Below are 26,914 nucleotides of genomic sequence, written 5' to 3' on the forward strand. Positions count from 1 at the left end.
ACACCCCGAATACCTATCCAATCGCGCGAGCATCCGCCGCGAGATGCTTCAGATGGACATGCCAATGATCCGCAATCTGCAGCCGCGTCGGCACCCACACCTTGTCGTGGCCCATGATGTAATCGAGGAAGCGCATCAACGAAGCCGCGCGGCCGGGCCTTCCGACGAGACGACAATGCAGGCCCACCGTCATCAACTTCGGCGATGTCGCGCCCTCCGCATAGAGCACGTCGAAGGAATCCTTCAAATAGGAGAAGAACTGCTCGCCATTGCTGAACCCCTGCGCATTGGTGAAGCGCATGTCATTGGCGTCGAGCGTATAGGGAATGATGAGCTGCGGCTCGCCCGGGCCCTTCACCCAGTAAGGCAGATCGTCGGCATAGCTGTCGCTGAGATACTTGAAGCCGCCGGCCTCCATCAGCAGGCGCAGCGTATTGATCGAGCTGCGGCCGGTGTACCAGCCGGTCGGCCGCGATCCCGTCGCCTCCGTATGCACGCGGATCGCCTCGGCGATCTCATGGCGCTCCTCGGACTCGGACATGTCCTTGTGCTCGATCCACTTCAGGCTGTGGCTGGCGATATCCCATGTCGCCTCCTGCATGGCGGCGACGATCTCGGGATTGCGCGCGAGCGCTGTGGCGACGCCGAATACCGTGGTCGGCAACCCGCGCTCGGTGAATATCCGGAACAGCCGCCAGAAACCGGCTCGCGAGCCATATTCGAACATGCTCTCGATATTGGCGTGGCGCTGGCCCGGCCATGGCTGCGCGCCCAGCACATCGGATAGGAACGCTTCCGAGGCGCGGTCGCCATGCAGGATGTTGTTTTCGCCGCCTTCCTCGAAATTGACGACGAACTGCACCGCCACGCGTGCGCCGCCCGGCCATTTCGGATCGGGCGGATGGCGGCCATAGCCGCGGAGATCGCGGGGATAATCGCAAGACATATCCCGGCTCATCACACGAGCTCGATGCGGACTTTCTGCGCGCCCTTCCACAGCACCGTCTTGCCCATCTCCTTCAGCTTGTCGAGATTGGAGGTGATGGTGATGAAGTGATTGCCGGCGAGCTGGCCCATCTTGCTGGCGAAATGCACGCCGCTATAGGCGAGCAGGATCTCGGTCTCGCTGATACCGCCGGGATACAGAATCATGTGTCCCGGCGCCGGGAACGAGGTGTGGTTCTCGTAGCCGACCCCAAAGTCGAGATCGCCCAGCGGCATCCACACGCCCTCGCCGCTCCAGCGCACATGGATGGCCTGGCTGTCGAACGGCATCGCCTTCTTGAAGGCGGCGACAGTGGCGGGCGCATCCTCCTCCTCGAATTTCGCATCGAAGGTGAAATCGCCGATATGGACTTTGAGCTGGCTCATGCGGGCAGGTCTCGTGGATTGAGTGTGGATAGATCTATGCCAGTGTGCAGGTGCGCTGCGAAGAAGCAAGGGTGGAGCATATCTCCTTCGTAGGATGGGTAGAGCGCAGGCGCGACGCGCCGGAGCGAAACCCATCGGCGGAGCGTGAGGCATCGACGGGATTGATGGGTTTCGCTCCGCTCTACCCATCCTACGGTCGCGATAAAATGTTCTCATTTCGTTCTTGACAAAATTCCCATCCCGTCCATTATCCCAGCCGTCTTGTTCGCGGGGGGCGCTCTCATGAGGCGTTCTTTGAGCGGGACAGGATGCGGAGCCCGCGGCCTGCCTCGCAAGCAGGACTCGGGAGGCCGGGGGTCACCGTCCCTCCCCATTACGAGGGGGAGCCGATAGGTCGGCTGCGACGGCACAGGCGAACGGCGGAGAAATCCGTCGGGATCAGCGGCTCGGAAACTTGCTGCGGCAAGGAGTAAGGGACGTGCCGGTGTGCGACAGAGCGGTCCTCCAGCCAAAAGTCCCGCGGTGGCACGCCGTCAGGCGTTGCGCGGCCGGCCAGCACTGGCGATCCAGTGCGAACCGATCGCGTCAGTCCCACCCCCACGCGCCTTGCGGCGTGCCGCCTCCCCTCATGTTTCGAGGGGAGACCTGCTCACACCTCGGACGCGCAAGCGCCGCGAGAATGCGAGCGCATGATTTCAGACATGACGGGGCTGTTTGACATGTTGATCAGCAACGACGCGCTGGGCGTAGGGCGGATGAGCGCAGCGTCATCCGCCGGCCGAGGGCGTAACCGAAACTCCGCGGCGGATTACGCCTTCGGCTCATCCGCCCTACGGCACTCTGAGGAGGGAAAAGAAACTACCTTTCATCACTCAACGGCGGCCGAAACGACAGCGGCTGTTCCGTCGCGCGCTGTCTCGCCCGTTCCACCGCCTCGGCGAAATCCTGCGCGTCGAACCACGGCAGATCGCGCATCGGCGCGTCAAGATCATCGCCCCAGATCTGCGAGACATCGATATCAAATTTCATGTTGTGCTTCTTGCTGACGGCCTGAACGCCGTAACCGGTGACGGCCCATTGCCGACCGAGCCAGAACACATCGCGATGTAGTACCACGCCCCTTACGCCCGCTTCCCCAAAACGTCGCCCGAAGACGACGGCAGCCTCATCTCCACCGGAGTGAGGCCTTTCGAATCCCACTGTTCGTCAACAACACGACGCCGCACGCATGAAACGACACGGCGACGTTAGATGCGACCGTCCTCATGCGGCGACGGCTGCTGCTGCGCCTTGTGCGCACGCTCGGCATCGGCCTTGTTTGCCTCGTGACGACCGATCAAGCAACCCGCAACGGCGCCGACCTTGCCATGTCCTGCGTAATGACCGGCGATGCCGCCGATGATCGCGCCTTTGATACATCCCTTTGCCTCAGCGGCTGCGGAGGAAAAGACCAGGCCCATTACGGCAGCGCATAGCAGCAATTTTTTCATCGGAAGTTCTCCACAGGCACGGCTACGGACAAGTAACAACCGCTCGCTTTGTTCCATCTGTCGAAATGCGCACTGCTCGCACTTGCGATGGGATTCGTGCCATAGATACCGGAAATCAAAAGGGACGAGACGCCAGATGCCAGCACCCAAGCCGCCTGCTTTCGAAACGCTGAGCCTGCATGCCGGCCAGCATCCCGATCCGGTCACCGGATCGCGCGCAGTGCCGATTCATCAAACCACGTCCTTCGTGTTTCAGGACACCGATCACGCGGCGGCCCTGTTCAACCTCGAACGCGCCGGCCATATCTATACCCGCATCTCCAATCCGACCATTGCGGTGCTGGAGGAACGCCTCGCTGCCTTGGAGAACGGTGTCGGCGCCGTATGCACCGCATCGGGCATGGCGGCGCTTCATCTCGCCATTGCGACGATCCTCGATGCCGGCGACCATATCGTGGCGTCGTCATCGCTCTATGGCGGCACCATCAACCTGCTGGCGCATACGCTGCCGCGCTTCGGCATCACCACGACATTCGTGAAGCCGCGCGATCTCGATGCGTTCAAGGCCGCGATCAAGCCGAACACCAAACTCGTGATCGGCGAGACCATCGGCAATCCCGGCCTCGAAGTGCTCGACATTCCCGCCGTCGCCGAGATCGCGCATGCCGCAAAGATCCCGCTGCTGATCGACAACACCTTTGCAACGCCGTTCCTGTCGCGCCCGATCGATCTCGGCGCCGATATCGTGATGAACTCCACGACGAAGTGGATCGGTGGTCATGGCGTTGCCATCGGCGGCGTCCTCGTCGATGGCGGCCGCTTCGACTGGCGCGCTTCCGGCAAATTCCCGCAACTCACCGAACCCTATGCCGGCTATCACGGCATCGTCTTCGACGAACAGTTCGGCACGGCCGCCTTCATCATGCGCGCGCGCACCGAAGGTTTGCGCGATTTCGGCGCCTGCCTCTCGCCGATCAATGCCTTCCAGCTGCTGCAGGGCGTCGAGACGCTCGGCATCCGCATGGAGCGCCACGTCGCCAATACGCGTGCCGTGCTCGCTGCGCTCACCGCGAACAAGGCCGTCGACTGGGTGCTGCATCCCTCGCTGGAGAACCACCCCGATCACGCGCTGGCAAAGAAGCTGCTGCCCCGCGGCGCCGGCTCGATCATCTCTTTCGGCATCAAGGGCGGACGTCCTGCGGGGCGCAAATTCATCGAGGCACTGAAGCTCACCAGCCATCTCGCCAATGTCGGCGACGCCAAGACGCTGGTGATCCATCCGGCTTCCACCACCCATCAGCAGATGGATGCCGAGCAACTGAAAGCCGCCGGCATCGGCGAAGAACTGATCCGGCTATCGGTCGGCATCGAGGCGGCGGAAGATATTTTGGACGATCTCGCGCAGGCGCTGCGCTTCTCGCAGAAGGGTTGAGCCGATGCAGATCACAGTCAACGGTCACGACATCTTCGTCGCCAATGGCGGACGCATGTTCGACCCGTCATTGCCGGTTGTGGTGCTGCTTCACGGCGCCGGCTTCGACAGTTCCACCTGGGCGCTGCATACGCGCTGGTTCGCCCATCATGGCTATGCCGTGCTCGCGCCCGATTTGCCCGGCCATGGCCGCAGCGGCGGCGAAGCGCTCACCAGCATCGGCGATCTCGCTGACTGGACTGCGGCGCTGATCGCTGCGGCCGGCGCTAAACAGGCGCGGCTGATCGGCCATTCCATGGGCTCGCTGATCGCGCTGGAAACCGCGGCACGTCATCCGGACAAAGTCACGCGCCTCGACCTGCTCGGCACCGCGGCGACGATGACCGTCGGCCCCGACCTGCTCAAGGACGCCGAAGCCAACCAGCATTCGGCCATCGACATGGTGTCGATCTGGGGCCTCGGCATGCGCGCCGAACTCGGCGGCAGCCTCGCGCCCGGCCTGTGGATGCATACCGGCGCTCAGCGCGTGCTGGAGGCGACCAAGCCCGGCGTGCTCTATGCCGATCTGAATGCCTGCAACACTTACCAGAATGCCCTCGCCGCCGCGGCCCAGGTCAAGGTTCCGGTGACGCTGATCCTCGGCGAGCGGGACATGATGACCCCGGCCAAGGCCGGCAAGGCGCTCGCTGCCGCGCTCTCCGATGCCCGCACGGTCATTCTGCCGGCGACCGGTCACATGATGATGGTCGAGCGTCCCGACGAGGTGCTCGCGGCATTGAAGAGCTAGAACCGATCAAAGCCGGTTGCGCAGCGTGGCGCGCTGTGCCAATCAGGTTCCGTCATCGGTGCCTCCGCGAGGAGGTGAAACGGGAATGCGGTGTGGGGAATCCGCCTTAGGGCGAACTTCCCCCGATGCCGCAGCTGCCCCCGCAACTGTAAGCAGTTCGTCCAGCTCCCTGACGCCACTGAGCATGCTCGGGAAGGCGGAGTTGGAAACCACTGCGAGCCAGGAGACCGGCCGAGGACATGTGTCAGCTCGTTCGACGGTGGGTCGGCGGTAAGGAATCTCATGTCTATCCGAATCAAGATCGCTGCAGGTAGTGCAGCGGTACTCGCTATGTCTGCACACCAGGCGCAGGCGCAATCCAGCACACAGCAACTGTCCGAGGTCGTCGTCACCGCTAGTCGCACGGCGGAGCCGCTGAACGCGACCGGCAGCGCCATCAACGTGATCTCGGGCGAAACCGTCGCGACCTCGAATCCCGGTTCGCTGGTCGACGCCCTGCGCAGCGTGCCTGGACTCGATATCTCCGAAAACGGCGGCCCCGGCGGCACCGCCAGTGTCCGCCTGCGCGGCGCCAATCCCGGCCAGACCCTGGTGATGATCGACGGCATCCGCGTCAACGATCCCACCGCGGCGAGCGGCGACTTCGAGTTCGCCATGTTCGCGCCCTCGTCCATCGATCGCATCGAGGTGCTGCGCGGCCCGCAAAGCGCACTCTACGGCTCCGACGCCATGGGCGGCGTGGTCAATATCATCACCAAGAAGGGTTCAGGCCCCGCACAATTCAACGTCCGCACCGAAGCCGGCAGCTATGGCACCGTGGTGACGCAGGGATCGGTCACGGGCACCAACGGTCCATGGTCCTATGCCTTTACCGGCGGCGGCCAGCACTCCAACGGATTCTCGCGCTACGGCTATCGCATTCCGTCCATCGAGGCGAAGTTTCCGAATCTCGAGAGCGATGGTTTGGACCGCATCGGCGGCTCCGCGCGGATCGGTTACGATGCCGGCGAAGGCATCAGGCTCGAAGCCGGCACCGTGCAATCCTTCACGCGCGCGGCCTATGATGCGGCGACGGGCGCATTCCCCGACACGCCGTCCTCGGCCGATCGTCTGCTGCAAACGATCTATGGTCGCGCCAGCATCGACTCGTTCGGGGGCGTGCTCACGCATAATGTGACGGTGTCGAATACCCATACCGAGCGCTCGTTCTATGATGTCAGCTACAGAACCAACATGCTGCCCCAGAACACCACGGCCAAAATATCCGATTACTGGGGCAACAGTCTCGGCGCCGAGTATCAGGCCAATCTGAAGCTCGGCAGCTTCGGCACGCTCATCTACGGTGCCAAGACCCAGAGCGAAACCGCGCAGACCTTCTCGACAAACGTCCTTCCGATCGCAGGCCTGATGACACCGCTGCTGGCGAAACAGCAGGACACCAACTCGGCCTTCGCATTGTGGTCGGTACCTGTCGGCGAGCGGCTGAACGTCACGCTCGGCGGACGGGTCGATGACGTGGTCAACGTCGCGCGCTTCGAAACATGGCGCGCGACCGCAGCCTACAACATCTCCGAAACCGGAACGAAACTTCGCGCCAGCGCCGGCACCGGCGCCAAGGCGCCGACGCTGTTCCAGCTCTATGACAGCACCTATGGCAACTTGAACCTGACGCCGGAAACGAGCTTCGGCTACGACGCCGGCATCAACCAGAGTCTGTTCAACGGCCGCCTCGTTCTGTCGGTGACCGGCTTTGCGAACGACTTCAACAATCTCATCAACTTTGTCAGCAATGCTTCGCGCCCGCTCGGCTATTACACCAATGTCGCTCGCGCCGAGACCAGCGGCCTCGAAGTCGGCGCCAATATCGATGTGCTGCCTGGCCTTGTGAAGATCAACGCGGCCTATACGTACCTGCACGCCGTCGATCTCACGACCGGCCTGACGCTGGCGCGCCGTCCGCAAAACCTCGCGCGCGTCGCCGTCACCATCACGCCGAACGATCGCTGGCTCATCGAGCCGCGCATCACCACCGTGTCGAAGCGCTACAGCAGCGCCAACGAAGTCGGCGTCGTCGATGCCTATACCCGGGTCGACCTCTATAGTGAGTACAAGCTCGACGCCAACTGGAAGGTGTTCGCCCGCGGCGAAAACATCCTCAATGAGCGCTACCAGGAAGTACTGAACTTCGGTACCACTGGCCCCGCGCTCTATGCGGGATTCAACGCCACATGGTAACCGGACAGTCAGCAGCAAGACGAACGGCGATCGCCACCACGGCGCTCGTCGGGCTCGTGGTTCTCCTGCTGCTGGCGTCGCTCGGCACCGGCCCCGTTCACCTGCCGCCGCTGACGGTGCTCGATGCCCTGTTCGGCGGCGCCAGCGATGTGCAGCAGATCATCGTCCGCGAGATCCGACTGCCGCGCGCCGTCCTCGCGCTCGCCATTGGCGCCATTCTCGGCCTGTCAGGCGCGGCGTTGCAGGGCTTGCTGCGCAATCCCCTCGCCTCGCCGTCATTGTTCGGCGCACCGCAATCGGCGGCGTTCGGCGCGGTGCTGATGATTTCCCTCGGCCTCGCCGACGTCCGCTCATGGGCGCTGCCGGTCGCCGGCATCACCATGGCCTTTGCCTCGGTCTTCGTGCTGCTCACCATTGCCGGCCGCAATGCCGGATTGCTGTTGCTGATCCTCGCTGGCCTCGCGATCTCGAGTCTCGCCGGCGCCGCAACGGCACTGGTGATGAATCTCTCGCCCAATCCCTTCGCCGCACTCGAGATCGCGTTCTGGCTGCTCGGCTCGCTGGAAGACCGCAGCTTCCGCCATGTCACACTGGCATTGCCCTTCATCATCGCCGGCGCTGCAATCCTGATGAGCCAGCGCTCCGCCTTTCGGGCGCTCAGCCTTGGCGAGGAAACGGCGCAAAGCCTCGGCGTGAACGTGTCGCGCCTGCGCCTGCTGGTAATCGTCGGCGTCGCCCTCGGCGTCGGAGGCGCTGTCGCCGTTGCCGGCACCATCGGCTTCATTGGCCTCGTCGCACCGCATCTGATGCGCCCCATCGTCGGCCATGATCCCGCCCGCCTGCTGATCCCGAGCGCGCTCACCGGCGCCGCGCTGCTGCTCGCCGCCGATATCGCGGTGCGCGTCATTCCGGCCACCACCGATATCAAGGTCGGCGTGCTCACCTCCATCATCGGCGTGCCGTTCTTCCTCTATCTCATCATGCGTGAGCGCCGGGCGCTGGGCGGAGGCATCGCATGAGCGCATTTCCGCTGCTCACCGCGAGCCATCTGAGCGTCACGCTGGCCGGCCGCCGCGTGCTGCAGGATGTCTCGCTGTCGCTGAGCAAGGCGCATCTCGTCGCCCTTGTCGGCCCGAACGGCGCCGGCAAGACGACATTGTTGCGCGCCCTCGCCGGCCTGCAGACCTCGAGCGGCCACATCGCCGTGGAAGGCACCGCCCTCGCCGATCTCTCGCTGCGCGAGCGCGCGAAGCGTTTCGGCTATCTGCCGCAAGGCCATGCCGTGCATTGGCCGCTGGTCGCCAGGGACGTCGTCGCGCTCGGCCGCTATCCGCATGGCGGCACCGATCCCGCGCGGCTCGCCCCTGCAGATGAAGCTGCCGTCCAGCGCGCCATGGAAGCGACCGACACCGTCGGATTCGCCGATCGCCCGGTCACCGAACTCTCCGGCGGCGAACGCAGCCGGGTTGCGCTGGCTCGCGTGCTCGCGGTCGAGGCACCCATCGTGTTCGCCGACGAGCCCACGGCATCACTCGATCCCCGTTACCAGCTCGATGTGATGATGAATCTGCGCCGCACCGCGGATGGTGGCGTGCTGGTGATCGTCGTCACCCACGATCTCGGCCTCTCGGCCCGCTTCGCCGATACGGTGTTGGTGATGTCGAGTGGTCGTCTCGTTGCCCAGGGAGCTCCGGCCGAGGCATTGTCGGAGGCGACCCTTGCCGATGTCTTCCGCGTCAGCACGTTCCGCGCGACGCATGGCGATCAGGCCGTGATCATTCCCTGGACGGGAGTATGAATGATGCCGCTATGGCGCCAGCGCTGCAGCAAGGCGATCGAGCGCCTCGGCATCATGCGGCAGGCCGAAGCGGAGCATGTCGCGCGACCAGTCGAAACTGCGGCACCAGATCCGTTTCTGTGCAAGCCGGCGATGCAGGGCCAATGCCGCGGGGTGCCGAGCGAAACGATAAAGCGACGTGCCGCCGACCACGTCGAAGCCTGCCTTGAGCAGGACACCGTCGAGCTTGATGGCCTGCGCTGCGAGCCGAACACGCGTCTGCATCGCCCAGGGCGCATCATTCAAAGCTTTGGTGCCCACATACAGGGCCGGCCCGGATACAGCCCACGGGCCGAGCAATGCGTGGATACGATGAGCGAGATCCGGCGTCGTGATCGCAAAGCCAAGCCGGATACCGGCAAGACCATAGAATTTACCGAACGAACGCAGAATCACGACGGGCAGCTTGCCGCAGGAAGCCACAGCGCTGATACCGGATTCGACATCGGCAAAAGCCTCGTCGATCACCAGCCAGCCTCCGCGCCGCTGCAGCACGACAGCGATTTCGACAAGACGATCTGGCTCGACGATGCGACCGTCGGGATTGTTAGGGTTGACAATCACGGCATGCGTCACATGCGCCGGCAATTCGGCGAGGTTGCCAATCGCCGCAATGGGATGCCCGGCGTCGCTCCAGGCGGCAGAATGCTCGCTATAGGTCGGGCCGACAATGGCAACGGCACCATCCGTTGCGAGCCGCGGCAGCAACTGGATCAACGCCTGCGTGCCGTTGGCAGCGACGATGCCGGCGCCGTCGGGCACGCGATACGCAGAGCGCGCCGCAGCCAGCAACGCCTGCTCATCGGCCCGCGAGGGCAACCGCTGCCAGGCGCTATCGGGCAGCTTGCGCATCGGCCACGGCCACGGATTGATACCGGTCGAAAGATCCAGCCATTCGTCGGCCGCGCCGCCGAACTCGGCCATCGCCTGAGTAAGATCGCCACCATGTTTCATGCGTCTGTCATGCCATCATATGACGCCAAGCGCGAGAGACTTCGTGCCGCCATCGCTGCGACCTTCGTGCTGCTTGTTGCCCATCCGCTGCAAGCCGCGGAGCCACCGCGGATCGCCTCGATCAATCTTTGCACGGATCAACTGCTTGTCACCCTCGCCGATCCCGAACAAATTCTCGGCCTCAGCCCGTTTGCGCGCGATCCCTTCCGCTCGTGGGACAACAACAAGGCTGCGCAATTCCGCCTGCTGTCCGGCGAGGCGGAGGACGTGCTGGCGCTGAAGCCAGATCTCGTCGTCGCTGGCCGCTTCACCAAACGCGCAACGCGCGAGTTGCTGAAGGAGAAAGGTCTCAAGGTCGCCGAATTCGCGCCGGCGCGCTCGCTCGACGAGGTGAAGAAGCAGCTGCGCGAAATGGGCGCGCTGGTGAAACACCCCGAGCGTGCCGAAGCCGAGATCATCAAGCTCGACACTGCCATCGCGCATGCACGCGCCGCCGCACAGCGGAAGCCGCTGCGTGTACTCGCAGTATCGCGTCGCGGCTGGGTGTCAGGTGGTGACAACCTCGCCACCTCACTGCTGTCGGCGGTCGGCCTGAAAAATGCCGGCGGTGAACTCGATCTGAGAGCTGGCGGTTTCGCCTCGCTGGAAGCTATCGTCACGCTGAAACCGGATCTGCTGCTGGTAACAGACAATGCCGATTTCGCCGAAGACGAAGGGCGTGCCTTCCTGCTGCATCCCGCACTGGAAAAGACCTATCCGCCGTCGAAGCGCCTCGTGTTGCCGGAACGATTGACAGCCTGCGGCGGCCCGACCATGGTCGAGGCGCTGGATCGCCTGAGCGCCGAAATCAACCGCGTGGCGCCTTGATGCTGGTGCATGGTGACGCACTCTTGCTGGTGATAGCGGCGCTGCTGCTCGATGCCGTCATCGGCGATCCCGACCGGCTGTGGCGCCGCGTGCCGCATCCTGTCGTATGGATCGGCCGTAGCATCGGTTGGCTGGAGCGACGTCTCAATCGTGAGAACTGGTCGAAACAAGGCCGCAAACTTGCGGGTGTACTGACAGTCATTCTCCTCGTCGGCAGCGCGCTGCTGCTCGGCGCATTATTGACCGACCTTTTGCACGGCCAATGGCTCGGCTTCCTCATCGAAGCCCTCATGGCCTCGACGCTGATCGCCCAGCGCAGCCTGTATCAACATGTCGCCCGCGTGCATCGCGCCTTCATCGATGGCGGCCTACCGGCGGCACGAAAGGCCGTCGCCATGATCGTCGGCCGCGATCCGCAGCGTCTCGACGACGCAGGCGTCGCGCGCGCGGCGATCGAGTCAACGGCCGAGAACTTCTCCGACGGCATCGTCGCGCCGGTGTTCTGGCTAGCACTGCTCGGCCTGCCCGGCCTGATCGCTTACAAGGCGATCAATACGGCGGACTCGATGATCGGCCATCGTACTGATCGCTATGTCGATTTCGGTTGGGCTGCCGCCCGGCTCGACGATCTCGTCAATCTCGTGCCGGCGCGATTGTCCGGTGTGCTGATCGCTCTCGCGACGCCGATGGCGCACGGCTCCATCGCAACCTCGTTCAAGATCATGCTGAGAGATGCACGACATCATCGCTCGCCGAATGCCGGCTGGCCCGAAAGCGCCATGGCGGGCGCGCTCGGCATCGTCCTCAGCGGCCCACGCGTCTATGCCGAGAGCATCGCGAACGAGCCCTATCTCAACGCAGACGGCCGGATTGCCGAGCCTGACGATATTCGACGCGCGCTTCGCATCTACGCCGCGGCTTGCGCACTGGAAATCTTGATCTACGCCGCGCTGGCGCTGTTGCTCTGACGCTTGCGTGCGATATCGAGCAACGTATCGATATCGAGATGCGCCTCGCAATGATCCGCGAGCGCATCGAGTGCTGCTTCCACCTGGGCCTCATAGGCAACGGACGACGCGATCCCGAGCTGCGCCAGCCACGCCTTGCGAAACGCATCGCCGGTGAACAGCCCGTGCACATAAGTGCCTTGCACGCGCCCGCCATGCGAGATCGCGCCATCGAGACGATCGCCAACGGTCAACAGCGGTCGCGCGCAATCGGCGCCGCTGGTTCGGCCCATATGGATTTCGTAGCCTTCAATGGCCGCGCCGCTGGCGATGTGCCTGCCCGACACGATCGTGGTCGACTTACTGCCGCTCATGATGGTTTCGATATCGAGCAAGCCAAGACCATCGACCTGGCCCGGCGCACCGTCGACGCCATCGGGATCGGCGATGTGCCGGCCGAGCATCTGATATCCACCGCACAGGCCGAGCACATGACCCCCGCGGCGCACGTGGGCAGCGATATCGACGTCCCAGCCTTGTGCGCGCAGGAAAGCGAGATCGCCGATGGTCGATTTGCTGCCGGGAATGATGACCACATCGGCATTGCCGGGAATGGCTTCGCCCGGCTTCACGAAGACGAGCTTGACGCCCGGCTCCATGCCGAGCGGATCGAGATCGTCGAAATTGGCGATACGCGCCAGCACCGGCACGGCGATGACGCGGGTAGCGTTCGACGTCTGCGCACGGTCGAGATCGACGGCATCCTCGGCCGGCAGAAATGCCGCCTGCGGCAGCCACGGCAAAACGCCGATCGAGCGCCAGCCGGTCAGATCGGTCACAGCCGAGAGGCCATCGTCGAACAGCGAGGGATCGCCGCGGAACTTGTTGACGATGAAACCATGGATGCGTGCGCGCTCCTCCGGCTGCAGCACCAGATGCGTGCCGGCGAGCGACGCGATGACGCCGCCGCGATCGATGTCGCCGGCGAGCACGACGGGAATATCGGCCGCCGCCGCGAAGCCCATATTGGCGATGTCGCCCTTGCGCAGGTTGATCTCCGCCGGACTGCCGGCGCCTTCGACCAGAACGATATCGGCCTTGTCCGCGAGCAGCGAAAAGCTCTCCAGCACCGCAGGCAGCAGCCCGGCCTTCTTTTCTAGATAGTTCTTCGCGCGCAACGTGCCCCAGCGTTGCCCCTGCACGATCACCTGCGATCCGGTATCGGTCTCCGGCTTCAGCAGCACCGGATTCATGTGAACGCTTGGCTGCATACGCGCTGCGCGTGCCTGCACCGCCTGAGCTCGGCCGATCTCACCGCCATCGACCGCAACGGCCGCATTGTTCGACATGTTCTGCGGCTTGAACGGCGCGACTTTCAGGCCACGCCGCACAAGCGCACGCGCCAACCCGGCGACGATCGTCGACTTGCCGGCATTGGAGCCGGTCGCCTGGATCATCAACGCAGGCGTGCTCTTGTTCATCAGAACTCCACGCCCTTCTGGCCCTTGATGCCTGCGCGGAACGGATGCTTTACGAGCGTCATCTCGGTCACGAGGTCGGCCATCTCGATCAGCTCCGGCTTGGCATTGCGGCCGGTGATGACGACATGCTTGTCTGCAGGCTTTTCGTCGCGCAGAAAAGCGATCACCTCGTTGATGTCGAGATAGTCATAACGCAGCACGATATTGAGTTCGTCGAGCAGCACCATGCGATGGCGCTCATCGCGGATCAGTTCCTTGGCGCGCTCCCAGCCGGCGGTTGCAGCGGCGATGTCGCGCTCGCGATCCTGGGTTTCCCAGGTGAAGCCTTCGCCCATGATGTGCAGCGTCACGAGCTCCGGAAATTTCGCCAGCACGCGCGCTTCACCCGTATCCCAGCTCGGTGACTTCGTAAACTGCACGACAGCCACCGGCATTTCGTGTCCTATATGGCGGAACACCATGCCGAGCGCAGCCGAGGTCTTGCCCTTGCCGGTGCCGGTATGGACGATCAAGAGGCCCTTCTCGCCCGTCTTGGTCGCCATGATCTTGTCCTTGGCCGCCTTGTGCTTGGCGGCTTTCTCCTTGTGCCGGAGATTTTCGGCGGCGTTATCAGCTGCGGAGTCGCTCATGCGGTTTCCCTCGCGATTGTCTTGGTATCCATCAATTCGGAAATCAGATGCTGGGCGCTGTTGGAGCGCGGTGTCCACAGTCCGCGACGGATTGCTTCGGCGAAGCGGGCCGCTGTTTCCTGCAAGGCCGCAGGATTGACCGACGCCATGAAATCGCGAACAGTGTCATTCTCCAGATAAGCCGAGAACAACTGATCGAAATGGTGATTGCCGACCGCATCCGTCGAGGCGGCAAAGCCGAACAGATAGTCAACCGTGGCGGCGATCTCGAAGGCGCCCTTGTAGCCATGCCGCATCACGCCACTGATCCATTTTGGATTGGCGCCGCGACCGCGCACCACGCGCGAGATCTCATGGGCCAGGGAACGCGCGATCGGCGCTTCCGGACGGGACGTATCGACATGCGCCACTCGCGGCGCAGAACCTTTGAGCGTCTGCACCGTGGCCGCAAGCCCGCCGATGAATTGATAGTAATCGTCGGAGTCGAGAACATCGTGTTCGCGATTGTCCTGCGCTTGCGCCACGAGATCGACGGCCTTCAAACGCTCGGCGAACTCACCACGCGCGTCATCGCCCTCCTGGCCGCTGCCATAAGCATAGCCACCCCAATCGAGATAGACGTTGGCGATGTCAGCGCGATTATTCCAGCCGCCTTCATCCATCAGCGCCTGCAAGCCCGCACCGTAAGCGCCGGGCCTGGAGCCGAAAACGCGCCGCATCGCCTGTCGCCGCGCCGTCTCGCAATTTACGCCACCGGCTTCGAGCGTTCGCGCGCGTGCCCGGACATTCGCAGCGATGGGATTGGCATCATCGGGCTCGTCGAGTTCGGCCACCGCGCTGACGGCGGAACCGATAATGTCCATCTGCGCCGGAAAAGCATCGCGAAACAGGCCGGAAACGCGGAACGTCACATCCACGCGCGGCCGCTTCAGTTCGGATAACGGTGTAATCGCAAAGCCGGTGACGCGGCCCGACGTCTCTTCCCAGACAGGACGCGCGCCGATCAATGCCAACGCCTGCGCGACATCGTCGCCGCCGGTGCGCATATTCGCCGTTCCCCATGCCGAGAGAGCAATGCTGCGCGGCCACTCGCCGACATCCTGCCAATAGGCTTCGACCAGCCGCTCGGCCGCGAGCTGGCCGATGCGCCAGGCCGATGGCGTCGGCACGGCGCGGACATCGACAGCAAAGAAATTGCGGCCGGTCGGCAGTACATCGGGTCGCCCGCGCGTCGGCGCTCCGGATGGACCTGGGCGCACGAAGCAGCCATCGAGGCCTCTGAGAAACGCGGCCATCTCGGCATCGCCGCAGGCATCGATGGCCGGGCGGAGGGATTGTTCGATCCAGCCGAGCACTTGCGCCGCACGCGTCCAGCTCGCGTCGCTGACGATTTCGCCGGCGACCAGTTTCAATGCCAGCGCCTCGATGCGCTCGATCGTATCCCCTGTGGTCCGCCACGGTGCAACAGACATCTCATCCAGCACCTTCGGTCGCGGACCGCGATAGTCATTGGCCATTTCGCGCGTGAGCGGATCGAAGCTGCCCAGCCCGAGATCGAGCGCCAGCGCACGATGCAGCGAAGCATCTTGCGCACGAATATCCGAACGCGGCAAGCGCGCGATGGAGACGAGAAGATCGTTGCGCTGCGCCTCCTCCGGCCTGCGGCCGAAGATATGCAGGCCGTCACGGATCTGCATTTCCTTGAGATCGCAGAGATGCGCATCGAGCGCACGCAGGGCTTCATGGGTCGGCGTGTCGCGACCAATATCGACGTCGCTATCGAGCTGCTGGGCGCGGGCGAAGGACAAGATGTCCTCGGCAATGACCGTTGCGCGCTTGGGATCGAGATCGCTGGCGACAGCATATTCATCGACCAGGCTTTCGAGACGCGCGAGATCGTCATGCAGTTCGGCACGCGTCATCGGCGGCGTCAAGTGATCGACGATGACGGCGGAGGCACGGCGCTTGGCCTGGATGCCTTCGCCGGGATCGTTGACGATGAAGGGATAGAGATGCGGCAACGGGCCGAGGATCGCATCGGGTAGGCATTCGGTCGAAAGGCCGGTGCTCTTGCCGGGCAACCATTCGAGATTGCCGTGCTTGCCCACATGCGCGACCGCATGCACCTCGAATTCCTGCCGGAGCCAGAGATAGAAAGCCAGATAGTGATGCGGCGGAACCAGATCGGGATCGTGATAGGTGCTCTTGGGATCAATGTTGTAGCCACGCGCCGGCTGCACGCCGACGACGATATTGCCGAAGCGATGCAAGCCCAGACGAAAGGCGCCACCGCTCACATGCGGATCGCTGGCAGCATCGCCCCAACGCGCATGAACAGCGATGCGTACATTCGCCGGTAACCCAGCAAAGGCATCGCAATAATCAGCGAGCGGCCATGTGACGCCGCCGCTGCGCGCCGCGCGGTCCTGCAGCGCGTTGGTCGGCCCCTGCTGAAGCAGATTCATCATTGCTGCCGATGTCGCCGGCGCATTCGCTGCGTCATAGCCTGCACCTTGCATCGCAGCGATGATGTCGACGAGACTCTCCGGTGTGTCGAGACCAACGCCGTTGGCAAGCCGGCCGTCGCGGTTTGGATAATTGGCGAGGATCAGCGCAATGCGACGTCCAGCGATCTCCGTGCGGCGCAGTCGGACCCAGGCGCACGCCAGATCAGCGGCAGCGTCGATGCGATCCGGTACCGGCTTCAGCAGCGTGGGCGTAAAACCGCCATCGCTTTTGTCGCGCTCCTTGAACGCGATGACCTTCGCAAAGATACGGCCATCGACCTCGGGCAGCACCACATGCATCGCGAGATCGCGGGGATTGAGCCCGCGCGACGAAGCTTGCCAGCTCGCATGCGAGATGCCGGCCTGCGCCACCTGCAGCACCGGACAGCCGGATGCAGAGAGCACACCGGCATCATCATGGGCCGTCGCCGTGGCGAAGGCGGTGGCATTAACGATCACTTCGGGCGGAAACGCCGCCAGAGCCCCGCGCAAGAAGGCAACGGAGCGTTCGTCCTTGAGACTGGTGACATAGAGACAGACCGGATTGAGGCCGCGCGCATCCAGCGCATCGCGCAACGCCGCGATCGCAGCCGTGTCGCCACCCGCAACCAAAGCGCGATAAAAAATCACCACCGCATTCGGTCGCTCGTCGTTCACTGGTGCCTGCGGCCAGAATCCGGCAGACGGCATGGGCCGCGCTGCAGGCGGCTTGTCGCCCTGCCCGATCAGATGCGCAGCATAGCGCAGCGCCAGGGTAGCATTCTCGACACCGCCCTCGCTGCAATAGCGCCATAGCGCATGGGTCGCATCGGCATCGAGCGTGCCGCGGGCGGCAAGCTCGGTGTTCCAATCCATCTCGCCGGGAATGCAGGCAAACAGCGCCCCGCGGGCGATGGCATCGCTGCGGAGGCTCTCGACCCCATGGGGCCAGTAGCTGATCCCGCCAAGCATGCGCACCAGCACGATCTTCGCCCGCGCGAGGGTACGTTCGACATAGAGATCGACCGAGGCGGGATGGCCAAGCGCAAGGAGATTGGTCAGCCTGACGCTCGGAAAGTCATCGGGCAGGCTCGCATGCGCCGCGCCGAAAGCGGCGAGATCGCTGTCCGCCGCCGACAGCATGACGATATCGGCACTGTCCTGCCCGAGATCGCGGGCGACGTCACCGTCATCGATGCTGCCGGAGGTGTCGAGCTTGAGATGCATGCGATGTTGTGCGCCTTCCTGTTACACACGGACAGTAGTTCTCCCTCCCCCTTGTGGGGAGGGTCGGGGTGGGGGTCCACACGTGACGTCGGCGTGTGTGGAGAAACCCCACCCGTCCAGCCTTCGGCCGGCCACCCTCCCCACCGCGCGGCTACGCCGCTTGGGGGAGGGAAAAGAATTAGCCCGCCAGCGCTTTTCGCGCGGCGTCGGCGTCAAAGCCCTTCAAGCCGATCACCACGAGATGTTCGGGATGGCTCACATCGGGGCGGGCGAAAGCGAGATCGACGCGGGCGCCGACCGCCTGCACCACGACCGGTGCCGGCTTGTCGGCGATGCGGGCATGGCCCTTCACGCGCAGCACGCCGTCGAGGCCGAGCGCATCGTTGACGCGGGCGCGCATGCTGTCGAGATCAATCGCCGCGGTCGGCTTGATGACGATGCTGTCGAAATCGTCGTGATCGTGTTCCTCTTCCTCGCCGTGATGACCAACGCGCGCGGCCATGTCGTCCTCGGCGGCGGCGTTGAGGCCGATCAGCACTTTTGGTGCGAGGTCCCCCTTGGAGCGGACAATACCGACACCGGCGCGCAGCTCGGCCTTCAGCTTGGTCTCGATCTCGGCGAGCTGCTCGGCGCTGACGAGATCGCTCTTGGACAGCACCACGAGATCAGCACAAGCGAGCTGGTCCTCAAACACTTCCTCGATCGGATCGTCATGCTCGATGCCTTCATCGGCAGCGCGCTGTTCGGCGAGCGCATGTTCATCCAGCGTGATACGGCCTTCGGACAGCGCTAGCGCATCGACCACGGTGACGACACCGTCAACAGTCGCGCGGGTCTTCACCGCGGGCCAGGCAAACGCCTTCAGCAGCGGCTGCGGCAGCGCGAGGCCGGAGGTCTCGATCACGATGGCGTCGAGGGGACGCTCGCGCAACAGCAGCGTTTCCATGGTCGGCACGAAATCATCGGCCACGGTACAGCAGATACAGCCATTGGTGAGTTCGACGATATCGCCGGGTGCACAGGCTTTGGCCGCGCATTCCTCGACGAGGCCGCCGTCAAAGCCTGCATCGCCGAATTCATTGACGATGACGGCGATACGGCGGCCATCGGCCTGCGTCAGCAGCGAGCGAAGCAGCGTGGTCTTGCCCGCGCCGAGAAAACCGGTGAGGACAGTGACGGGAACGCGGGACATTCAGATCTCCTGAAAACGCTTGAGCCAAAGAGGAAGGCCGGCAGCGACGAAAACGACATTGTTCACGGCGGCAGCGATGGTCTGATTGAGGCGGCCCTGGGCATCGCGGAAGGCGCGGCCGACCGGTGTCTCCGGCACGAGGCAGAGACCGACTTCATTGGAGACGAACACGATGGGATAACGCGAGACATCGAGGAAGCGCACCAGGCGCTTCGCCTCGACCTCGGGATCGCGCTCGGCCATCATCACATTGGAGAGCCAGAGTGTGAGGCAATCGACGAGGATGACGCGGCCGATGGTCGATTCCCGCGTGAGCGTATCCACCAGCGCCAGCGGTTCCTCGATGGTGATCCAGTTTTCGCCGCGCTGCTTGCGATGCTGGGCAATGCGAGCCTGCATCTCGTCATCGCCGGCAGAGGCGGTGGCGAGATAGACTTTCGTGAGATTCATCTCACCGATCAGCCGCTCGGCAAATGCCGATTTGCCGGAGCGCGCGCCGCCGAGAACGAGCGTGGTACCGAGCGAGGTCATTTCGGCGCCCTTCCATCCCCAGGCGACCAGCGCAGCGGGGGCACGCGCGCCACCATGCCCTTGCGCAGCACATCGGCGCGCTCGCGCCAAGGCACGAGGCCATAGTCGGATTTCTGGTAGGACTGCACGAAGGACGCGACGGCGTCGGGACCGGTCTCAGGCACGAGATCGCCGAACAGAAACGTGTAACCGTCCTGGCTGGTCACAGCGACCGTCGTCGGCCGCTTGCACACGCTGAGACACTGAACGGGGCGCACCATCACGGCGACATCGCGTTCATCCAGTACAGCCGTCACGGCCTCCAACATCGCTGGCCCGACCACGACACCGTCAGCTGCCTTGCAATTCACGCAGATACTGACGACGACCGGCGCTGAAGGCAGCGGACGCGGCAGTTCGGTCACCATAGAGTCGTCAGGCAAGGTCGATGCGTTGCGATCCATCACGGGCTCAAATCAGGCGAGCTTTGTTGGGTCGCGCGGATGCTGCCATCCACTCGCTCCCGTCCGGTGCACCCCGCCCCGACGACACCTCCAAAGCACAATGCGTGACGGCAGGTCTCCTGGCTCGCGAGTCGGCGCCCGCTGCCGCCTTCCCAGAAACTCCCCTATCGGGAACTCCCAGTGGCACCGGCGCGGGCTCATCGCTTACAGTTGCGGGGGCAGCGCCGGTATCGCACCGGCTTCCCTTTTCACCTTCCTCTCGGAAGGACCATCGCGGCGGACGCTATCTGCAGCCACCGCCCGGGTCAACCATAGCCGGAACCGCCTGCCCGCGGTTGACCGGAAGGCGGCGAATGCGCCAGACAGACGGCCAAAGGAACCTGCATTTGACCTCTCTCAGCCCCATCTGGCGCCCCCCGGCCGTCGCGCCCCTCGATCCCGCCACCGAGGTCATCCTGCGCGCGGTCATCGATGGCAAGGCCAAGCCGCCGGGTTCGCTCGGACGAATCGAAGAACTGGCGATCCAGCTTGGCATGATCCGCCATCCCGGCGAGCCACGCGGGGAGAAAGCCGTGCTGCTGGTCTTCGCCGGCGATCACGGGCTCGTGGCCGAGGGCGTGTCACAATATCCGTCAGACGTCACCGTCGCGATGGTGATGACCTATCTGGCCGGCCGCGCCAGCGCCAATGCGTTTGCCAAGGCCAATGGCATTGATGTGCGCGTCATCGATATCGGCGTGGCTTCAGAACTGCCGGTGCGTCCCGGCTTGATCGACGCCAAGGTGCGCATGGGGACCGCGAATGCGGCGCGCGAACCGGCGATGACGCCGGAGCAAGCAGCCGATGCGCTGAACCGCGGGATGCGCATCGCCATCGGCGAGATCAAGGCTGGCGCCGACATCCTCGCGCTCGGCGAAATGGGCATCGGTAACACGGCGTCCTCTGCATTGCTGGCACATCGCCTCGCACCGGCATCGCTCGGTGATTGCATCGGCATCGGCGCCGGACAGGACGATGCCGGCATGAACCGTAAGCGTGCAGCCATCGAGATGGCAGCGGGGCGCAGCGATGCCAGCGCACCGCTCGATGTGCTGGCCGAATTCGGCGGCCTCGAAATCGCAGGCATGGCCGGCGCTGTGCTGGGGGCGGCATTACAGCGACGGCCGGTGATTGTCGACGGCTTCATTTCCAGTGTCGCCGCCCTGCTCGCCACCCGGCTCTGCCCGGAGGCACGCGGCTATTGCGTGTTCGCACATCGCTCCGCAGAACGCGGACATGACCTCGTATTGAAAGCGCTCGATGCGAAGCCGCTGCTCGATCTCGGCCTCAGGCTTGGCGAAGGCACCGGCGCATTGCTCGCCGTTCCACTCGTGCGCGCCGCTGCACGGCTGCTGACTGACGTCGCCAGCCTCGACGATGTACTGGCCGGGCGCATCTAGATGACGCCGGATCCGCATCTGCTCAATGCGATCCGCTTTCTGACGGTGCTGCCAACGCCGCGTTCCGACGGCACGCCCGCACCCGACTGGCTGGCCCGCGCGATGAAATATTTTCCGCTTGTCGGCGCGGGCATCGGACTTGCGTCAGCAAGTGTCTTCGTCGTCGGATGTCAAATCTGGTCGCCGCTGATCGGTGCCATTCTCGCCATTGCGGCGAGCATGGTCCTGACCAGCGCCCTGCATGAAGACGGCCTTGCCGACACCATCGATGCCTTCGGCGGCGGCTGGACCGTGGAAAAGCGCCTCGCCATCATGAAGGACAGCCGCATCGGCACTTATGGTGCGTTGGCGCTGGGAATCGGATGCGCGCTGCGTATTACTGCGCTCACGATGCTGCCGATATGGACCGGCGCGACCGCGCTGATCGCGATGCATGCGGCAGCACGCGCGATGCCGGCCTTCGTGATGAATCGCCTCGCTTATTCCGGCGACACGGCGGCCATGAAAGTGAGTTACATCGAAACGCCGGTGCGCAGCGAGGAGATGGCGTTTCTGCTCGTCACCGCTGCGCTGGCTGCCATTCCGCTGGCACTCATCTCGTTCAAGTCGGTTGTGATCGGCCTGCTGCTCGGCGGCCTGCTCGGCGCCATGCTCGCAGGCTGGGCGAAGCGCGCGATCGGCGGCTACACCGGCGATGTGCTCGGCGCCATCGAGCAACTGTTCGAAATCGGCTTCCTGCTCGGCATTGCCGCCGTGTTCAGATAGGCCAGCGCAACGGCAACTGATACGGCTTGCCCTCAGCCGTCTCCGCACCGCGGCCGATGCGCGCGATGGCCTCGTTCATGCGGCCATCGCGGCCCAGCATCTCGTCGGCCAGTTTCACCATCAATCTGTTCGGCGTCACATAGGGCGAACGACGCCGCAGTTCATCGGCGATCTCGGCCTCGTAACCTGGATTACGGTCGCAAGCGATCGCATAGGCTGCAGCGCTCGAACGGCTGACGCCCGCCCAGCAATGAACCAGCAATGCGCGATCCCCCGCGGCCCCTCTGCCGAAGTCGAGAATGGCCTGCATGACATCGGCATCAGGTGCAATCAGGCCCGGAGACAGCTCTACGATGTCGTGAAACGATAACTGCACGTGCCGCTCGCGCGCAAACCCGCTCCAGTCTTGCGTTGCCGCGCTCGGAGACAGCAGCGTTAGCAGATCGAAACGCTGGAGCGATGCTGTGAGCTCCGGGAGGCCACTCAGCGAGCAGACATGGATCATTGCGAGACGCCTAGCCGTTCTGGCCGTCGAGCAGGCGCACCGCTTCGTAGAGAACCGCAGCACCGGCGGCGAGCTGCGCGGGCGACGTGTATTCCTCCGGGCAATGGCTCTTGCCATCCTTCGACGGCACGAACAACATTGCGCTCTTGCCGATATGCGACATAAAGGCGGCATCGTGACCGGCGCCCGATGCGAGCATGGTCCTGGAATAACCGAGTTTGTCGGCCGCGCGACCGAGAATGTCGCGGAGATGATCGTCGCAGGGCGACGGCCGATTTTGCGAGATGATGCCGAATTTAGTACGCTCAACCTTCGCCCGTTCCGCGATCACCAACGTTTCGCTATCCAGCATCGCGACGAAATCGGCGACAATCTCGCTCTTTTCCGCGCGAATATCGAGGATCATGCGGGCACCGCCGGGGACGACGTTCGAAGCGTTGGGGCTGATCTCGATAATACCTGCCGTCGCGACGAAATGACCCTGCTTTCGCGCGGCATATTCATTGGCCTTGCGTGCGACCAGCAACACGATCTCGGCGGCAGCGAGACTGGCATCGCGGCGATACTTCATCAGCGTCGAGCCGGCATGATCGGCGGCGCCGGTGAGCACGATCTCGACGCGGGTAATGCCGGCGATGCCAGTCACGACTGCGACGTCGAGCTTATTCTTCTCCAGCACAACGCCCTGCTCGATATGCAGTTCGAGATAGCCGGCGAATTTGGGCTTCTCCATCGTCGCAATCTTGTCGGGATCACCACCAACGCGCCTGATGGCGTCGGCTAACGTCTCGCCTGTGCTATTCGTATAAGTCAACATCCTTGCATCGAGCTCACCGGCCATAGCGCGGCTGCCGACACAGGACAGGCCATATTCGCTCGGCTCTTCAGCGAGGAAATCCACAATCTCGATGGGATGGCGTGATTTGTAGCCGGAGGCCTGCAGCGCACGAACAGCTGCGAGCGCCGTAAGGATGCCGGAGATGCCGTCGAACCGACCGCCGGACGGCACGGTGTCGGAATGCGAGCCCAGCATGATCGGCGGCAGCCCCTCGACCGAGCCTTCGAGCCGCGCGATCACATTGGCACCGGCATCCATGCGCACGGTCATGCCTGCAGCCTCATATCGCTGCTTCAGCCAGGCCCGGCCATCGAGAAAGCGCTGCGAGAACGAACGCCGCGTCCACGGCCTGTCGGGATCGGTGATTTCGGCGAGCGCCATATGATCGTCCCAGAGACGATCCTGATCGATGGGCGGCTTGGTGTCGGCGGGCTTGTTCAACGAATTTCTCGTGCGCGATGTGGGCTGGTGTTACCAGCATAATTGGTGAACACTCCGCGCGCCATCAAAAGCATGATCCCGAAAGGCGGGTACCGGTTTTCGGAGAGGATCATGCGCAAACAGAAGAAACGATCAGGGAGAATACTGTGGCTAAGAAAATCGCATGGGTCACCGGCGGCGGTACAGGAATCGGCAAGGCCGGCGCGCAGTCGCTGCTGGCCGATGGATGGACGGTGATCATTTCCGGTCGCCGCACCGAGGTGCTGAACGACGTGGTCAAGGAACTCGGCGCCGGCGGCAAGCCCATCGAAGCGATGACGCTGGATGTCAGCAACGCGGCCGATGCGAAGAAGGTGGCCGATGCCATTCTCGCCAAACACGGCCGCATCGATCTCCTCGTCAACAGCGCCGGCATCAATCTGCCGAAGCGCAGCTGGCAGGACGTCACCGAAGAGGGTTTCGACCAGATCGTCGACATCAATCTCAAGGGCCTGATGTATTGCATCCGCGCCGTGCTGCCGGCGATGCGCGCGCAGAAGGATGGCTGCATCATCAATGTGGCGTCCTGGGCTGGCCGCATCGTCTCCAAAATGACGGGACCTGCCTATACCTCGACCAAACATGCGGTGCTGGCGCTGACGCATTCGTTCAACATGGACGAATGTGTAAACGGGCTGCGCGCCTGCTGTCTGTCGCCAGGCGAGGTCGCCACCGACATCATGAAGAACCGGCCGGTGCCGCCAAGCGAAGAAGTCATGGCGCGGATGCTACAGCCGGAGGATCTCGGCAAGACGATCGCATTCATTGCCGGAATGCCACCGCATGTCTGCATGAACGAGGTGCTGATCAGCCCAACCTGGAATCGAAGCCTGATCGGATATTGAGGCGGTTCTACTCCCTCCCCGGAACACAGCGACTGGGGAGGGAGAATCGACCCAGCAGCAATCAAGACGGGTAAAGTATCTTCTTATGCTGGACGCCACGTGAGACGTCCCTCACTGCGGCTTGCGGCAGGAGCATGGCGCTAGGCGCGTCGCTCCTGGTTCAACTGTCAGACATCTTCTGAATTGCCCACAATCCAAAAGAGCCCGCTCCCGCGGTGCGATTGTTGAATCGCCTGCGCCCGCCCCACTTACGACTTCCGGGGCTGCAGATACTTCTGCAAAGCGATGGCTTTGTCGCTCGATTCCACCAGCTTTTCGACACTAGCGAGCAGACGTGCGAAATCGCCGGCCCCGAGACAGTCGAACTGAACGTCGTTGACCTGCCGCTGGATCGGCGCGAGACGCGCGAGCAGCGCCTCGCCCTGCTCCGTCACGACAAGACGCAGCCGCCGCCGATCTTCGGGATCGGTGAGCTTCTCGAGAAGACCCATCTCCTGCAACTTGTTGGAGACGGTGGTGACGAAGGCACCGCTCAGATGGAGGTGCGCAGCCAATTCACGCACGCTCACTTGCCCTTCGGCACCGAGCAGATTCAGTGAAGTGAGTACCGTGTATTCGACTGCAGAGAGCCCCACCGCCGCAGCGTGCCCTTCAAGCACCGTGTCGTGCCGCGCAACGAAGGCAAGCAGTGTGTGCACCAACTGGCGGAATGCGTGATCCGATCCATCCACCAGCAACGCATCGCATGATGTCGTCAGTGGAGGCACGGGGAGCTTCGATTTCGATCGACGCGGAACCGCGGAGGCCGGCGGCACCGCTCTGGAACGTGGCATGTGCTTCCCGAATGGCTTGACGAACAGGATCGTGCGCCGACGCCGAACGAACGTCAAGCATCTATCTTTCTCAACAAGCTATTTCACAACAGGCATTCGCGACAGACGCATAGCATCCCGTGCCAGCCGCATCGCAATCATGGAAGCCGCAGATGCGACAGTCCTGTATCCTTTGTCGCAATTGCAATTGTAGTGCGGAGACGCCAAGCTCGACATTCATTCAGGCATGGAATCGAAACGTGGCAAAGTCCGCCGACCGACGCAGCTCGTCCACGACCAAGACGTCTTCTCCCAGGAGTGAAGCGAACAGGAAGGCAGCGAGCAAGCCAACGCAACGCGCAGCGCTGACGACGTCGCGCCCCGAACTGTTGGTCGATGGATCGGACGCGCAGTTCCGCCGGCTGGTGCACAGCCTGTTCGGCTTTCTGGTCCGGCACCAGACATTGCGCGAGGGCCACGCAGCAGTGATCGGCCTCGCCGGCATCGAATACACGACGCTGATCTCGATCCGACACCTGTCTGCACAGGGCGACGTGCATGTGCGCGCCGTTGCCGATCATCTCCATCTTAGCGGCGCCTTCGTTACAACGGTGACCAACAAGCTGGAGATAAAGGGACTGATCACCAAGACGTCGCACCCGGAAGATCGTCGCCGCATCAGTCTGGCGGTGACGCCGCATGGCGCAGAACTGCTGGAACGGCTGGCGCCGACCCAATTGCAGATCAACGATATGCAATTCGGCGTGCTCAGCGCCAAGGAATTCCACCAGTTGCTCGACATGGTTCAGCGCCTGGTGGAATCGAGCGACCGGGCCATCGCGTTGCAGCGCTATATCTCCGAGGCCAAAGTGAAGACGCTATCGCCGGAAGCTCGGCAGATGGTCGCAGCCAGGCCGGCAAAGACGCGCCGGGGCTGACACGACGCTGCGGGCCGTTGCCGCATTGCACACCGGCGCAACTGCGACATTTTTGCTCAACGCCGCGGAACGTGCCGACATCGGCTACCCCGACCATTCGCCTCAAGTCCTTGTTCCGTCAGCCCGGCGACGAGCGACGACCCGTCCCCGATGACCGCAGCATGCCGCATTCCTGGGCCCGATATGCCGCATAAATTAGCTTCCTAAGAGAACTATTTTATAAAGATACTCGAGTTGCGGATTGTCAAAGCCGCAAAATTATCGGACCATCGGTCCCACGGATGTCACACCGCCGACACATCCGGCAGTGGCACACGGAACGCACAGTTATGAGATAGATGGACTAACCATCGGGAAACGGCCGCAACCCGTTTGCGACCAAG

25 protein-coding genes and 2 riboswitches are annotated in these 26,914 nt (G+C 63.5%); of the genes, 11 read left to right on the forward strand and 14 right to left on the reverse strand.

The annotated features are described in order from the left end of the window. Positions 1 to 13: 13 nt before the first annotated feature. The 4 genes from puuE to E0H22_RS19020 form a co-directional block, all read right to left on the reverse strand. Positions 14 to 946: an allantoinase PuuE gene (puuE, locus tag E0H22_RS19005; protein WP_233022552.1), complete on the reverse strand. Its 933-nt coding sequence runs from the start codon at positions 944 to 946 to the stop codon at positions 14 to 16. Between the two features lie 11 nt (positions 947 to 957). Further along, entirely contained in the window at positions 958 to 1,371 is a 414-nt protein-coding gene (locus tag E0H22_RS19010) for a DUF3830 family protein (RefSeq protein ID WP_233022553.1), read from the reverse strand. Between the two features lie 858 nt (positions 1,372 to 2,229). After that, on the reverse strand, positions 2,230 to 2,400 hold the full coding sequence (locus E0H22_RS19015; protein ID WP_233022554.1) for a hypothetical protein: 171 nt from the start codon (positions 2,398 to 2,400) through the stop codon (positions 2,230 to 2,232). Positions 2,401 to 2,618: 218 nt separating this feature from the next. Continuing rightward, on the reverse strand, positions 2,619 to 2,861 hold the full coding sequence (locus E0H22_RS19020; RefSeq protein WP_233026425.1) for a hypothetical protein: 243 nt from the start codon (positions 2,859 to 2,861) through the stop codon (positions 2,619 to 2,621). Between the two features lie 136 nt (positions 2,862 to 2,997). Here E0H22_RS19020 and E0H22_RS19025 point away from each other — a divergent pair, with 136 nt between their 5' ends. The 5 genes from E0H22_RS19025 (at position 2,998) to E0H22_RS19045 (ending at position 9,113) form a co-directional block, all read left to right on the forward strand. Continuing rightward, entirely contained in the window at positions 2,998 to 4,293 is a 1,296-nt protein-coding gene (locus E0H22_RS19025) for an O-acetylhomoserine aminocarboxypropyltransferase (protein WP_233022555.1), read from the forward strand. 4 nt (positions 4,294 to 4,297) lie between these two features. After that, complete coding sequence (locus tag E0H22_RS19030; protein ID WP_233022556.1) at positions 4,298 to 5,080, forward strand: alpha/beta fold hydrolase; 783 nt, start codon at positions 4,298 to 4,300, stop codon at positions 5,078 to 5,080. Between the two features lie 39 nt (positions 5,081 to 5,119). Beyond that, positions 5,120 to 5,330: riboswitch (cobalamin riboswitch) on the forward strand. 80 nt (positions 5,331 to 5,410) lie between these two features. Next, complete coding sequence (locus tag E0H22_RS19035; protein WP_233022557.1) at positions 5,411 to 7,315, forward strand: TonB-dependent receptor plug domain-containing protein; 1,905 nt, start codon at positions 5,411 to 5,413, stop codon at positions 7,313 to 7,315. Further along, entirely contained in the window at positions 7,309 to 8,334 is a 1,026-nt protein-coding gene (locus tag E0H22_RS19040) for a FecCD family ABC transporter permease (RefSeq protein WP_233022558.1), read from the forward strand. The genes E0H22_RS19035 and E0H22_RS19040 overlap by 7 nt, the downstream gene beginning before the upstream one ends. After that, positions 8,331 to 9,113, forward strand: coding sequence for an ABC transporter ATP-binding protein (locus E0H22_RS19045; RefSeq protein ID WP_233022559.1), 783 nt, complete (start codon positions 8,331 to 8,333; stop codon positions 9,111 to 9,113). Before E0H22_RS19040 ends, E0H22_RS19045 begins: the two co-directional genes overlap by 4 nt. Positions 9,114 to 9,122: 9 nt before the next feature. Here the strand turns inward: E0H22_RS19045 and cobD are convergent, their stop codons facing one another. Beyond that, a complete protein-coding gene (cobD, locus tag E0H22_RS19050; RefSeq protein ID WP_233022560.1) occupies positions 9,123 to 10,106 on the reverse strand; it encodes a threonine-phosphate decarboxylase CobD in 984 nt (327 codons plus the stop codon). A 9-nt stretch (positions 10,107 to 10,115) separates the two neighbouring features. Between cobD and E0H22_RS19055 the strand changes: the two genes are divergently transcribed. After that, positions 10,116 to 10,973, forward strand: a complete 858-nt coding sequence (locus tag E0H22_RS19055; RefSeq protein ID WP_233022561.1) for an ABC transporter substrate-binding protein — start codon at positions 10,116 to 10,118, stop codon at positions 10,971 to 10,973. Next, complete coding sequence (cbiB, locus tag E0H22_RS19060) at positions 10,973 to 11,941, forward strand: adenosylcobinamide-phosphate synthase CbiB (protein WP_233022562.1); 969 nt, start codon at positions 10,973 to 10,975, stop codon at positions 11,939 to 11,941. The genes E0H22_RS19055 and cbiB overlap by 1 nt, the downstream gene beginning before the upstream one ends. Here cbiB and E0H22_RS19065 read toward each other — a convergent pair. The 6 genes from E0H22_RS19065 to E0H22_RS19090 form a co-directional block, all read right to left on the reverse strand. Next, positions 11,914 to 13,401 carry a cobyric acid synthase gene (locus E0H22_RS19065; protein ID WP_233022563.1) on the reverse strand — a complete coding sequence of 496 codons (1,488 nt, stop codon included), beginning with the start codon at positions 13,399 to 13,401 and terminating at the stop codon, positions 11,914 to 11,916. The two genes, cbiB and E0H22_RS19065, sit on opposite strands and share 28 nt — an antisense overlap. After that, on the reverse strand, positions 13,401 to 14,030 hold the full coding sequence (cobO, locus tag E0H22_RS19070; RefSeq protein ID WP_233022564.1) for a cob(I)yrinic acid a,c-diamide adenosyltransferase: 630 nt from the start codon (positions 14,028 to 14,030) through the stop codon (positions 13,401 to 13,403). The genes E0H22_RS19065 and cobO overlap by 1 nt, the downstream gene beginning before the upstream one ends. Next, positions 14,027 to 17,743 carry a cobaltochelatase subunit CobN gene (cobN, locus tag E0H22_RS19075; RefSeq protein ID WP_233022565.1) on the reverse strand — a complete coding sequence of 1,239 codons (3,717 nt, stop codon included), beginning with the start codon at positions 17,741 to 17,743 and terminating at the stop codon, positions 14,027 to 14,029. Before cobN ends, cobO begins: the two co-directional genes overlap by 4 nt. Positions 17,744 to 17,921: 178 nt before the next feature. Continuing rightward, complete coding sequence (gene cobW / locus E0H22_RS19080; protein ID WP_233022566.1) at positions 17,922 to 18,935, reverse strand: cobalamin biosynthesis protein CobW; 1,014 nt, start codon at positions 18,933 to 18,935, stop codon at positions 17,922 to 17,924. Next, a complete protein-coding gene (cobU, locus tag E0H22_RS19085; RefSeq protein WP_233022567.1) occupies positions 18,936 to 19,466 on the reverse strand; it encodes a bifunctional adenosylcobinamide kinase/adenosylcobinamide-phosphate guanylyltransferase in 531 nt (176 codons plus the stop codon). It abuts the gene before it with no gap. Continuing rightward, entirely contained in the window at positions 19,463 to 19,909 is a 447-nt protein-coding gene (locus E0H22_RS19090) for a DUF1636 family protein (protein ID WP_233022568.1), read from the reverse strand. The genes cobU and E0H22_RS19090 overlap by 4 nt, the downstream gene beginning before the upstream one ends. Positions 19,910 to 20,001: 92 nt before the next feature. Continuing rightward, a riboswitch (cobalamin riboswitch) is annotated at positions 20,002 to 20,197 on the reverse strand. 65 nt (positions 20,198 to 20,262) lie between these two features. Between E0H22_RS19090 and cobT the strand changes: the two genes are divergently transcribed. Then, on the forward strand, positions 20,263 to 21,348 hold the full coding sequence (gene cobT, locus E0H22_RS19095) for a nicotinate-nucleotide--dimethylbenzimidazole phosphoribosyltransferase (RefSeq protein ID WP_233022569.1): 1,086 nt from the start codon (positions 20,263 to 20,265) through the stop codon (positions 21,346 to 21,348). Next, positions 21,349 to 22,113, forward strand: a complete 765-nt coding sequence (locus E0H22_RS19100) for an adenosylcobinamide-GDP ribazoletransferase (RefSeq protein WP_233022570.1) — start codon at positions 21,349 to 21,351, stop codon at positions 22,111 to 22,113. It abuts the gene before it with no gap. Here E0H22_RS19100 and E0H22_RS19105 read toward each other — a convergent pair. Together E0H22_RS19105 and ertE are read right to left on the reverse strand one after the other, a co-directional pair. After that, positions 22,106 to 22,618 carry a tyrosine phosphatase family protein gene (locus E0H22_RS19105; RefSeq protein ID WP_233022571.1) on the reverse strand — a complete coding sequence of 171 codons (513 nt, stop codon included), beginning with the start codon at positions 22,616 to 22,618 and terminating at the stop codon, positions 22,106 to 22,108. The two genes, E0H22_RS19100 and E0H22_RS19105, sit on opposite strands and share 8 nt — an antisense overlap. 10 nt (positions 22,619 to 22,628) lie before the next feature. Next, the gene (gene ertE, locus E0H22_RS19110; protein ID WP_233022572.1) at positions 22,629 to 23,897 is read right to left on the reverse strand and encodes an N-carbamyl-l-glutamate amidohydrolase ErtE; all 1,269 of its coding nucleotides are present in this window, start codon (positions 23,895 to 23,897) and stop codon (positions 22,629 to 22,631) included. Positions 23,898 to 24,043: 146 nt separating this feature from the next. On the opposite strand from ertE, the gene E0H22_RS19115 reads away from it, so the two are divergent. Beyond that, positions 24,044 to 24,781, forward strand: coding sequence for an SDR family oxidoreductase (locus E0H22_RS19115; RefSeq protein ID WP_233022573.1), 738 nt, complete (start codon positions 24,044 to 24,046; stop codon positions 24,779 to 24,781). Between the two features lie 248 nt (positions 24,782 to 25,029). Here the strand turns inward: E0H22_RS19115 and E0H22_RS19120 are convergent, their stop codons facing one another. Further along, entirely contained in the window at positions 25,030 to 25,614 is a 585-nt protein-coding gene (locus E0H22_RS19120) for a MarR family winged helix-turn-helix transcriptional regulator (RefSeq protein WP_233022574.1), read from the reverse strand. Between the two features lie 239 nt (positions 25,615 to 25,853). Between E0H22_RS19120 and E0H22_RS19125 the strand changes: the two genes are divergently transcribed. Further along, positions 25,854 to 26,531: a MarR family winged helix-turn-helix transcriptional regulator gene (locus E0H22_RS19125; protein WP_233022575.1), complete on the forward strand. Its 678-nt coding sequence runs from the start codon at positions 25,854 to 25,856 to the stop codon at positions 26,529 to 26,531. Positions 26,532 to 26,914 lie beyond the last annotated feature (383 nt).

The sequence above is a fragment of the Rhodopseudomonas boonkerdii genome (genome assembly GCF_021184025.1).
In the GTDB taxonomy this organism is placed as follows: domain Bacteria; phylum Pseudomonadota; class Alphaproteobacteria; order Rhizobiales; family Xanthobacteraceae; genus Tardiphaga; species Tardiphaga boonkerdii.

Coding starts and splice junctions, on each gene's coding strand:
- cobT (WP_233022569.1), top strand. CDS start 20,263: ATGCGCCAGACAGACGGCCAAAGGAACCTGCATTTGACCTCTCTCAGC.
- E0H22_RS19035 (WP_233022557.1), top strand. CDS start 5,411: ATGTCTGCACACCAGGCGCAGGCGCAATCCAGCACACAGCAACTGTCC.
- E0H22_RS19015 (WP_233022554.1), bottom strand. CDS start 2,400: ATGAAATTTGATATCGATGTCTCGCAGATCTGGGGCGATGATCTTGAC.
- E0H22_RS19055 (WP_233022561.1), top strand. CDS start 10,116: ATGCCATCATATGACGCCAAGCGCGAGAGACTTCGTGCCGCCATCGCT.
- E0H22_RS19090 (WP_233022568.1), bottom strand. CDS start 19,909: ATGGATCGCAACGCATCGACCTTGCCTGACGACTCTATGGTGACCGAA.
- cobD (WP_233022560.1), bottom strand. CDS start 10,106: ATGAAACATGGTGGCGATCTTACTCAGGCGATGGCCGAGTTCGGCGGC.
- E0H22_RS19020 (WP_233026425.1), bottom strand. CDS start 2,861: ATGAAAAAATTGCTGCTATGCGCTGCCGTAATGGGCCTGGTCTTTTCC.
- E0H22_RS19100 (WP_233022570.1), top strand. CDS start 21,349: ATGACGCCGGATCCGCATCTGCTCAATGCGATCCGCTTTCTGACGGTG.
- puuE (WP_233022552.1), bottom strand. CDS start 946: ATGTCTTGCGATTATCCCCGCGATCTCCGCGGCTATGGCCGCCATCCG.
- E0H22_RS19105 (WP_233022571.1), bottom strand. CDS start 22,618: ATGATCCATGTCTGCTCGCTGAGTGGCCTCCCGGAGCTCACAGCATCG.
- cobW (WP_233022566.1), bottom strand. CDS start 18,935: ATGTCCCGCGTTCCCGTCACTGTCCTCACCGGTTTTCTCGGCGCGGGC.
- E0H22_RS19045 (WP_233022559.1), top strand. CDS start 8,331: ATGAGCGCATTTCCGCTGCTCACCGCGAGCCATCTGAGCGTCACGCTG.
- E0H22_RS19065 (WP_233022563.1), bottom strand. CDS start 13,401: ATGAACAAGAGCACGCCTGCGTTGATGATCCAGGCGACCGGCTCCAAT.
- cobN (WP_233022565.1), bottom strand. CDS start 17,743: ATGCATCTCAAGCTCGACACCTCCGGCAGCATCGATGACGGTGACGTC.
- cobU (WP_233022567.1), bottom strand. CDS start 19,466: ATGACCTCGCTCGGTACCACGCTCGTTCTCGGCGGCGCGCGCTCCGGC.
- cbiB (WP_233022562.1), top strand. CDS start 10,973: ATGCTGGTGCATGGTGACGCACTCTTGCTGGTGATAGCGGCGCTGCTG.
- E0H22_RS19040 (WP_233022558.1), top strand. CDS start 7,309: ATGGTAACCGGACAGTCAGCAGCAAGACGAACGGCGATCGCCACCACG.
- E0H22_RS19010 (WP_233022553.1), bottom strand. CDS start 1,371: ATGAGCCAGCTCAAAGTCCATATCGGCGATTTCACCTTCGATGCGAAA.
- E0H22_RS19025 (WP_233022555.1), top strand. CDS start 2,998: ATGCCAGCACCCAAGCCGCCTGCTTTCGAAACGCTGAGCCTGCATGCC.
- cobO (WP_233022564.1), bottom strand. CDS start 14,030: ATGAGCGACTCCGCAGCTGATAACGCCGCCGAAAATCTCCGGCACAAG.
- E0H22_RS19120 (WP_233022574.1), bottom strand. CDS start 25,614: ATGCCACGTTCCAGAGCGGTGCCGCCGGCCTCCGCGGTTCCGCGTCGA.
- E0H22_RS19030 (WP_233022556.1), top strand. CDS start 4,298: ATGCAGATCACAGTCAACGGTCACGACATCTTCGTCGCCAATGGCGGA.